The sequence below is a fragment of the Streptomyces sp. YS-3 genome, from assembly GCF_045257485.1.
GTDB lineage: Bacteria > Actinomycetota > Actinomycetes > Streptomycetales > Streptomycetaceae > Streptomyces.
Window position 1 is genome coordinate 1 of the sequence record NZ_JBJHPC010000421.1, and the last position, 6,399, is coordinate 6,399.

The following is a 6,399-nucleotide window of genomic DNA, read 5'->3' on the forward strand; positions in this document are numbered from 1 at the left end:
GCACAGTGCCGCGGCAGCACCCCCCCCCGTACCGTCAGCGCCGAGCCACACCCTCCGCCCGCGCCGCCGCCGCGACCGCCGCGGTGACCGCCGGTGCGACCCGCTCGTCGAACGGCGACGGGATCACGTAGTCCGCGGCCAGGTCGTCGCCGACCACATCCGCCAGCGCGTTCGCCGCCGCGATCTTCATCCCCTCGGTGATCCGGGAGGCCCGCACCTGGAGGGCGCCCGCGAAGATCCCCGGGAACGCCAGCACGTTGTTGATCTGGTTCGGGTAGTCCGACCGGCCCGTGGCGACCACCGACGCGTACTTGTGCGCGATGTCCGGGTGGACCTCCGGGTTCGGGTTGGCCATGGCGAACACGAACGCGCCGGGCGCCATCGAGGCCACCGCCGCCTCCGGGACCGTACCGCCGGAGACGCCGATGAAGACGTCCGCGCCGGCCAGCGCGGTCTCCAGGGAGCCGGACAGCCCCGCCTTGTTCGTGAGCTCCGCGAGCTCCCGCTTGACGTCGGTCAGGTCCTGGCGGTCCCGGCTGACAATGCCCTTGCGGTCGGCGACCGCCACGTCGCCCAGCCCCGCCTCCAGGAGGAACTTGGCGATGGCCACACCGGCCGCGCCGGCGCCCGAGATCACGCCCCGCAGCTGGCCGAGCGTGCGCCCGGTGAGCTTCGCCGCGTTGCGCAGCGCCGCGAGGGTGACCACGGCGGTGCCGTGCTGGTCGTCGTGGAAGACCGGGATGTCCAGGGCTTCCTGGAGCCGGCGCTCGATCTCGAAGCAGCGCGGCGCCGAGATGTCCTCCAGGTTCACTCCGCCGAAGGACGGCGCCAGGCGCACGACCGTCTCGATGATCTCGTCCGTGTCGGTGGTCGCGAGCGCGATGGGCACCGCGTCGACCCCGCCGAACTGCTTGAAGAGGATGGCCTTGCCCTCCATCACGGGGAGGGATGCCTCGGGGCCGATGTCACCCAGCCCGAGCACGGCCGTACCGTCCGTGACCACGGCGACGACCTGGGACTTCCAGGTGTAGTCGTGGACCAGTTCCGGGTTCTCCGCGATCGCGGTGCACACCTTCGCCACACCTGGCGTGTAGGCCAGGGACAGGTCGTCCCGGTCCCGGATGGGCACGGTGGCCTGCACGGCCATCTTGCCGCCCCGGTGCAGGGCGAAGGCCGGATCGAAGGGCTCCTCCGAGGAGGCTCCGTCGGTACTGCTGTCGCTGCGAGGATTGACGATCTCCGCTGCCATTTTGATTTGACCCCTTAAGTCTTCATCAGTTGAGGGTGGCCACTCCTTGTTGAGGAGGGGTGGGTGGGCACCACGTACGTTCCCCGCGGGAAGCGGTTGGCCCGCCCCACGGGGAGGAGGTACGTACGCGCGGGCGCGCCGCACAACGCGCCCTGAGCCCCGGATGAGGGGTGTAAGGATCCTTCTTACCGGACGGAGGGGTGCGCCGAGTAGTCCATTTCGACTGCGGAACGCCGTGGTGACACGACTCATAGCGGCATGTCGGGACAAGTGAGCTATGCGGCATGAAACGTGTCCACAACGCGAGATGAACCGCAGATTTTCCGGCCCGGAAAGGCAAAACCCGCACATGGTCCGGCCTTGATGTACCGGCCCGTTGGGGTTGGGGGGTGACCCGTTATCCGATTTTGACATGCGCGCCCCCCTGTTTCAGCAGGTCCGAATGGCAAGATGCCGACACAACACGGTCGTGTCGCCCAAGGACGGGCACCGCGGCCCACTGTTCACTCACTGGCAAACTCCATCACCCGCCGGAGGAACCCGACCATGACCGCAAGCACCACCCGTCGTACGACCGCCGCCTCGTCCCGGATTGCCGCGGTCGGCGCGATCGCGGTCGCCGGTGCCCTGCTGCTCACCGGCTGCGGAGACCAGACGAAGAGCAAGGACAACGGCGGCGCCAGCTCCGCCGGCACCAGCAAGGCCCCCCTGTTCTCGAAGCTGCCCAAGGCCATTCAGGACAAGGGCGTCATCAAGGTCGGCTCGGACATCGCGTACGCGCCGGTCGAATTCAAGGACAAGGACGGCAAGACCGCCGGTATCGACCCGGACCTCGCCGATGCCATGGGCAAGCAGCTGGGTGTGAAGTTCCAGTTCGAGAACGGCACCTTCGACACGCTGGTCACCGGTCTGCGCGCCAAGCGGTACGACATGGCCATGTCGGCCATGACGGACACCAAGGACCGCCAGAACGGCGTCGACTCGGCGACGAAGAAGAAGGTCGGCGAGGGTGCCGACTTCGTGGACTACTTCACCGCCGGTGTGTCGATCTACACTGCGAAGGGCAAGGACCAGGGCATCAAGACCTGGGACGACCTCTGTGGCAAGAAGATCGTGGTGCAGCGCGGCACGGTCTCCGAGGACCTCGCCAAGAAGCAGTCCGAGAAGTGCGGCGACAAGGGCAAGATCTCGATCGAGGCCTTCGACACCGACCAGCAGGCCCAGACCCGGCTGCGCTCCGGCGGCGCCGACGCCGGCTCCTCCGACTTCCCGGTCGCCGCGTACGCGGTGAAGACCTCGGGCGGCGGCAAGGACTTCCAGATCGTCGGCGAGCAGGTCGAGGCCGCTCCGTACGGCATCGCGGTCGCCAAGGACAACACGCAGCTGCGCGACGCCCTCAAGGAGGCGCTCGACGCGATCATCAAGAGCGGCGACTACGACAAGGTCGTCGCGAAGTGGGGCGTCGAGGCCGGCGCCGTGAAGGAAGCCAAGATCAACGGCGGCGTCTGATTCTCCCCGCTCCGGGCCCGCTCCGCCCCGTCCCCGGGCGGAGCCCCCGAAGGCTTCTGAAAGGCAACACCCGTGACTGTTGACGTCAACAAGACGGAGCCGGCGGACACCCCGCCCCCCGCCGCTCCGGAGAGCATCAAAGCGATCCCGGTCCGCCACTACGGCCGGTACGTCTCCGCGGTGATCGCGATCGCCCTGCTCGCCGCGATCATCTACGCGTTCAGCCAGGGCAAGATCAACTGGGGTGCCATCCCCGACTACTTCTTCGACAGCCGCATCCTCGACGGCGTCGGCCAGACCCTGCTGCTGACCGTCCTGTCCATGGCGATCGGCATCGTCGGCGGCATCATGCTCGCCGTGATGCGCCTGTCGAAGAACCCGGTGACGTCCTCCATCGCCTGGTTCTACATCTGGTTCTTCCGGGGCACCCCGGTCCTGGTCCAGCTGATGGTCTGGTTCAACCTGGGCCTGGTCTTCGAGTACATCAACCTCGGGCCGATCTACAAGGACTACTGGTCCTCGTTCATGACGCCGCTGCTCACGGCGCTGCTCGGGCTCGGCCTGAACGAGGCCGCGTACATGGCGGAGATCTGCCGGGCCGGTCTGCTCGCGGTCGACGAGGGCCAGACCGAGGCCGCCCACGCACTGGGCATGAGCCACGGCAGGACGCTGCGCCGGATCGTGATCCCGCAGGCGATGCGCGTGATCGTGCCGCCGACGGGCAACGAGGTCATCAACATGCTGAAGACCACGTCGCTGGTCTCGGCGGTGCAGTTCTACGAGCTGCTGCGGCAGGCACAGGACATCGGCCAGACCTCCGGCGCCTCGGTCGAGATGCTGTTCCTGGCCGCCACCTGGTACCTGATCCTGACCACGGTCTTCTCGATCGGCCAGTACTACCTGGAGCGCTACTACGCCCGCGGCTCCACCCGAGCGCTCCCGCCCACCCCGTTCCAGCGGATCAAGGCCAACGCGGCCCTGTTCCGTCGCACCCCCAAGGCGGTGACCCGATGACCGCCATGGTGAAGTCCGAAGGCGTGCACAAGTCCTACGGCCCCGTCGAGGTCCTCAAGGGCATCGACCTGGAGGTGGCCGAGGGCGAGGTGTTCTGCCTGATCGGCCCGTCCGGCTCCGGCAAGTCGACCTTCCTGCGGTGCATCAACCACCTGGAGAAGATCAACGGCGGCCGGCTGTACGTGGACGGCGAGCTCGTCGGCTACCGCCAGAAGGGCGACAAGCTCTACGAGCTGAAGGACAGCGAGGTCGCGCTCAAGCGCCGTGACATCGGCATGGTCTTCCAGCGCTTCAACCTGTTCCCGCACATGACGGCGCTGGAAAACGTCATGGAGGCGCCGATCCAGGTCAGGGGCGAGAGCAAGGCGGTGGTGCGCGAGCGCGCGGAGAAGCTGCTCGACCGGGTCGGCCTGGCCGACAAGGCGCGCAACTACCCCTCGCAGCTCTCCGGCGGCCAGCAGCAGCGCGTGGCGATCGCCCGTGCGCTGGCCATGGAGCCGAAGCTGATGCTCTTCGACGAGCCGACGTCCGCGCTCGACCCGGAGCTGGTCGGTGACGTCCTGGACGTCATGCGGGGCCTGGCCGAGGACGGTATGACCATGATCGTGGTGACCCACGAGATGGGCTTCGCGCGCGAGGTCGGCGACTCGCTGGTCTTCATGGACGGCGGTGTGGTGGTCGAGTCCGGACACCCGCGCGACGTCCTGACCAACCCGCAGCACGACCGCACGAAGTCGTTCCTGTCGAAGGTGCTTTAGCGCTCCGCGGGGGACGCCGTCCCCCTGCCGCGGGGCCGCCGCGGCCGGTCGCAGCATTCCCCGAACGGGGCGGTACGGGCTGAGGAGCCCGTACCGCCCCGTTCGGCGTAGTGGAGTCCGTCCCCGCCGGGGCCGCCCACGTAATACCCTCGGATGGCATATAGCCGTTACTGACGCCGCTGCTGCCGCCGTAAGGATTACACGTGGAACTGGCCTATTACTCGGACTATGCCGTCCGCCTGGTCAACACCGAGGAGCCGGCCCGTAACAAGGACTCCCTGACCTCGGTCGAGGTGATCCGGGAGCTCTTCACGTCGGAGTCGACCACGGCCCGCCGGGCGACGGAGGCGGACGTGCCCCGGCTGCGGGCGGTACGGGCGCGGCTGCGCGCGGTCTTCGAGGCGGCGGACGCGGGCGAGGAGGAGCAGGCGGTGGACCTGCTCAACTCCCTGCTCCTGGAGTTCCCGGTCAGCCCGCAGATCTCCGGCCACGACCACCGGGACGAGGACGGCAGCCCGCTGTGGCACATGCACCTCGCGGACCACACCTCGAACGCGACGGCGGGCTACGCGGCGCTCGCGTCCATGGGCCTGGCGTTCCATCTGACCGAGTACGGGGTGGACCGCCTCGGGCTGTGCCAGGCGGCCCCGTGCCGCAACGCCTACCTGGACACCTCCACCAACCGCTCCCGGCGCTACTGCTCCGACCGGTGCGCGACCCGGGCGAACGTGGCCGCCTACCGGGCGCGCAAGCGCCTGGAGACCGACCGGTCCGCGAACACCGGCCGCAGCGCCGAGACCGCCCAGGACAGCAGCACCGCCACCGAGCGCTGACGCCCGCGCGTCAGCGGCCGGTAGCGGGCACGCACCCGCCCGAGCACCAGCTCACCGGGGACGGTGCCGAACGCCCGGCTGTCGACGACCTCGTCGTCCGGGTTGTCCCCGAGCACCCACCAGCCGCCCTCACGCAGCTCGATCAGCCGTTTGACGATGAGCAGATCCTGCTGGAGCGGATGCCGCAGCACCGCGATGTCCCCCGCCCGGAACTCGCTCCCGTAGTGCACCAGCAGCTGATCCCCATGGAGCAGCGTCGGCACCATGGAGGTCCCGGTCACCTCCGCGATCCCCAACGGCACCCTCGGCTCCCGCCCCTGATCCGTCATCCGCCACCCACCTCCCGGTACCCGGTCCACTCCCACGGTACGTTCCGCCACGAGTCCCATGGTGACCCTGGACTTTTGTCCTAAGCCCCCGGGGGCACTCGCGAAATCGCGTCTTCCACCGAGTAATGTCCCACCTGAGAAGACGATCACGAGGAAGGACAGCTCAATGCTTTCCCGCCTGTTTGCCCCCAAGGTGAAGGTCAGCGCCCACTGCGACCTCCCCTGCGGTGTGTACGACCCGGCCCAGGCCCGTATCGAGGCCGAGTCGGTCAAGGCCGTGCAGGAGAAGTTCCAGGCCAACGAGGACGCGCACTTCCGTGCCCGTGCCGTGGTCATCAAGGAGCAGCGCGCGGAGCTCGCCAAGCACCACGTCTCGGTGCTCTGGAGCGACTACTTCAAGCCCCCGCACTTCGAGAAGTACCCCCAGCTGCACCAGCTGGTCAACGACACCCTGAAGGCCCTCTCGGCCGCCAAGGCGTCGACGGACCCGAAGACGGGCGAGAAGGCGCTGGAGCTCATCGCCGAGATCGACCGGATCTTCTGGGAGACCAAGAAGGCCTGAACCAGGCCGTTCCACGCCGGTTTCCGCGGTTTCGCCGCGGGGCCGACGGCAGAGAAGAGGCCCGTCCGGGGTTCCCGGTCGGGCCTCTTCTCGTCCCCCGGCCGGGCCCTTCCCCTTCCCGCACAGCCGCCCCCGGGCACCCTCC

Annotated in this window: 7 protein-coding genes; 5 read left to right on the forward strand and 2 right to left on the reverse strand. The window is 68.5% G+C overall.

What is annotated here, in order from left to right; translation table 11 throughout:
- Positions 1–34: 34 nt before the first annotated feature.
- Positions 35–1,249, reverse strand: a complete 1,215-nt coding sequence (locus ACJA3G_RS27005) for an NADP-dependent malic enzyme (RefSeq protein ID WP_406555648.1) — start codon at positions 1,247–1,249, stop codon at positions 35–37.
- A gap of 546 nt (positions 1,250–1,795) precedes the next feature.
- On the opposite strand from ACJA3G_RS27005, the gene ACJA3G_RS27010 reads away from it, so the two are divergent.
- From ACJA3G_RS27010 to ACJA3G_RS27025, 4 genes are all read left to right on the forward strand, one after another.
- On the forward strand, positions 1,796–2,758 hold the full coding sequence (locus tag ACJA3G_RS27010) for an ABC transporter substrate-binding protein (protein WP_406555649.1): 963 nt from the start codon (positions 1,796–1,798) through the stop codon (positions 2,756–2,758).
- Between the two features lie 72 nt (positions 2,759–2,830).
- The gene (locus ACJA3G_RS27015) at positions 2,831–3,772 is read left to right on the forward strand and encodes an amino acid ABC transporter permease (RefSeq protein WP_406555650.1); all 942 of its coding nucleotides are present in this window, start codon (positions 2,831–2,833) and stop codon (positions 3,770–3,772) included.
- Positions 3,769–4,530, forward strand: coding sequence for an amino acid ABC transporter ATP-binding protein (locus tag ACJA3G_RS27020; protein ID WP_406555651.1), 762 nt, complete (start codon positions 3,769–3,771; stop codon positions 4,528–4,530). The genes ACJA3G_RS27015 and ACJA3G_RS27020 overlap by 4 nt, the downstream gene beginning before the upstream one ends.
- 203 nt (positions 4,531–4,733) lie before the next feature.
- Positions 4,734–5,363, forward strand: coding sequence for a CGNR zinc finger domain-containing protein (locus ACJA3G_RS27025; RefSeq protein WP_406555652.1), 630 nt, complete (start codon positions 4,734–4,736; stop codon positions 5,361–5,363).
- Here ACJA3G_RS27025 and sodX read toward each other — a convergent pair.
- Positions 5,267–5,692: a nickel-type superoxide dismutase maturation protease gene (sodX, locus tag ACJA3G_RS27030; RefSeq protein ID WP_406555653.1), complete on the reverse strand. Its 426-nt coding sequence runs from the start codon at positions 5,690–5,692 to the stop codon at positions 5,267–5,269. The two genes, ACJA3G_RS27025 and sodX, sit on opposite strands and share 97 nt — an antisense overlap.
- Positions 5,693–5,858: 166 nt before the next feature.
- On the opposite strand from sodX, the gene sodN reads away from it, so the two are divergent.
- On the forward strand, positions 5,859–6,254 hold the full coding sequence (gene sodN / locus ACJA3G_RS27035) for a superoxide dismutase, Ni (protein ID WP_361386951.1): 396 nt from the start codon (positions 5,859–5,861) through the stop codon (positions 6,252–6,254).
- Positions 6,255–6,399 lie beyond the last annotated feature (145 nt).

Bases quoted from the DNA above. Each gene is read 5' to 3' on its own strand.
- ACJA3G_RS27005 (WP_406555648.1), bottom strand. From the start codon at position 1,249: ATGGCAGCGGAGATCGTCAATCCTCGCAGCGACAGCAGTACCGACGGA.
- sodX (WP_406555653.1), bottom strand. From the start codon at position 5,692: ATGACGGATCAGGGGCGGGAGCCGAGGGTGCCGTTGGGGATCGCGGAG.
- ACJA3G_RS27020 (WP_406555651.1), top strand. From the start codon at position 3,769: ATGACCGCCATGGTGAAGTCCGAAGGCGTGCACAAGTCCTACGGCCCC.
- sodN (WP_361386951.1), top strand. From the start codon at position 5,859: ATGCTTTCCCGCCTGTTTGCCCCCAAGGTGAAGGTCAGCGCCCACTGC.
- ACJA3G_RS27010 (WP_406555649.1), top strand. From the start codon at position 1,796: ATGACCGCAAGCACCACCCGTCGTACGACCGCCGCCTCGTCCCGGATT.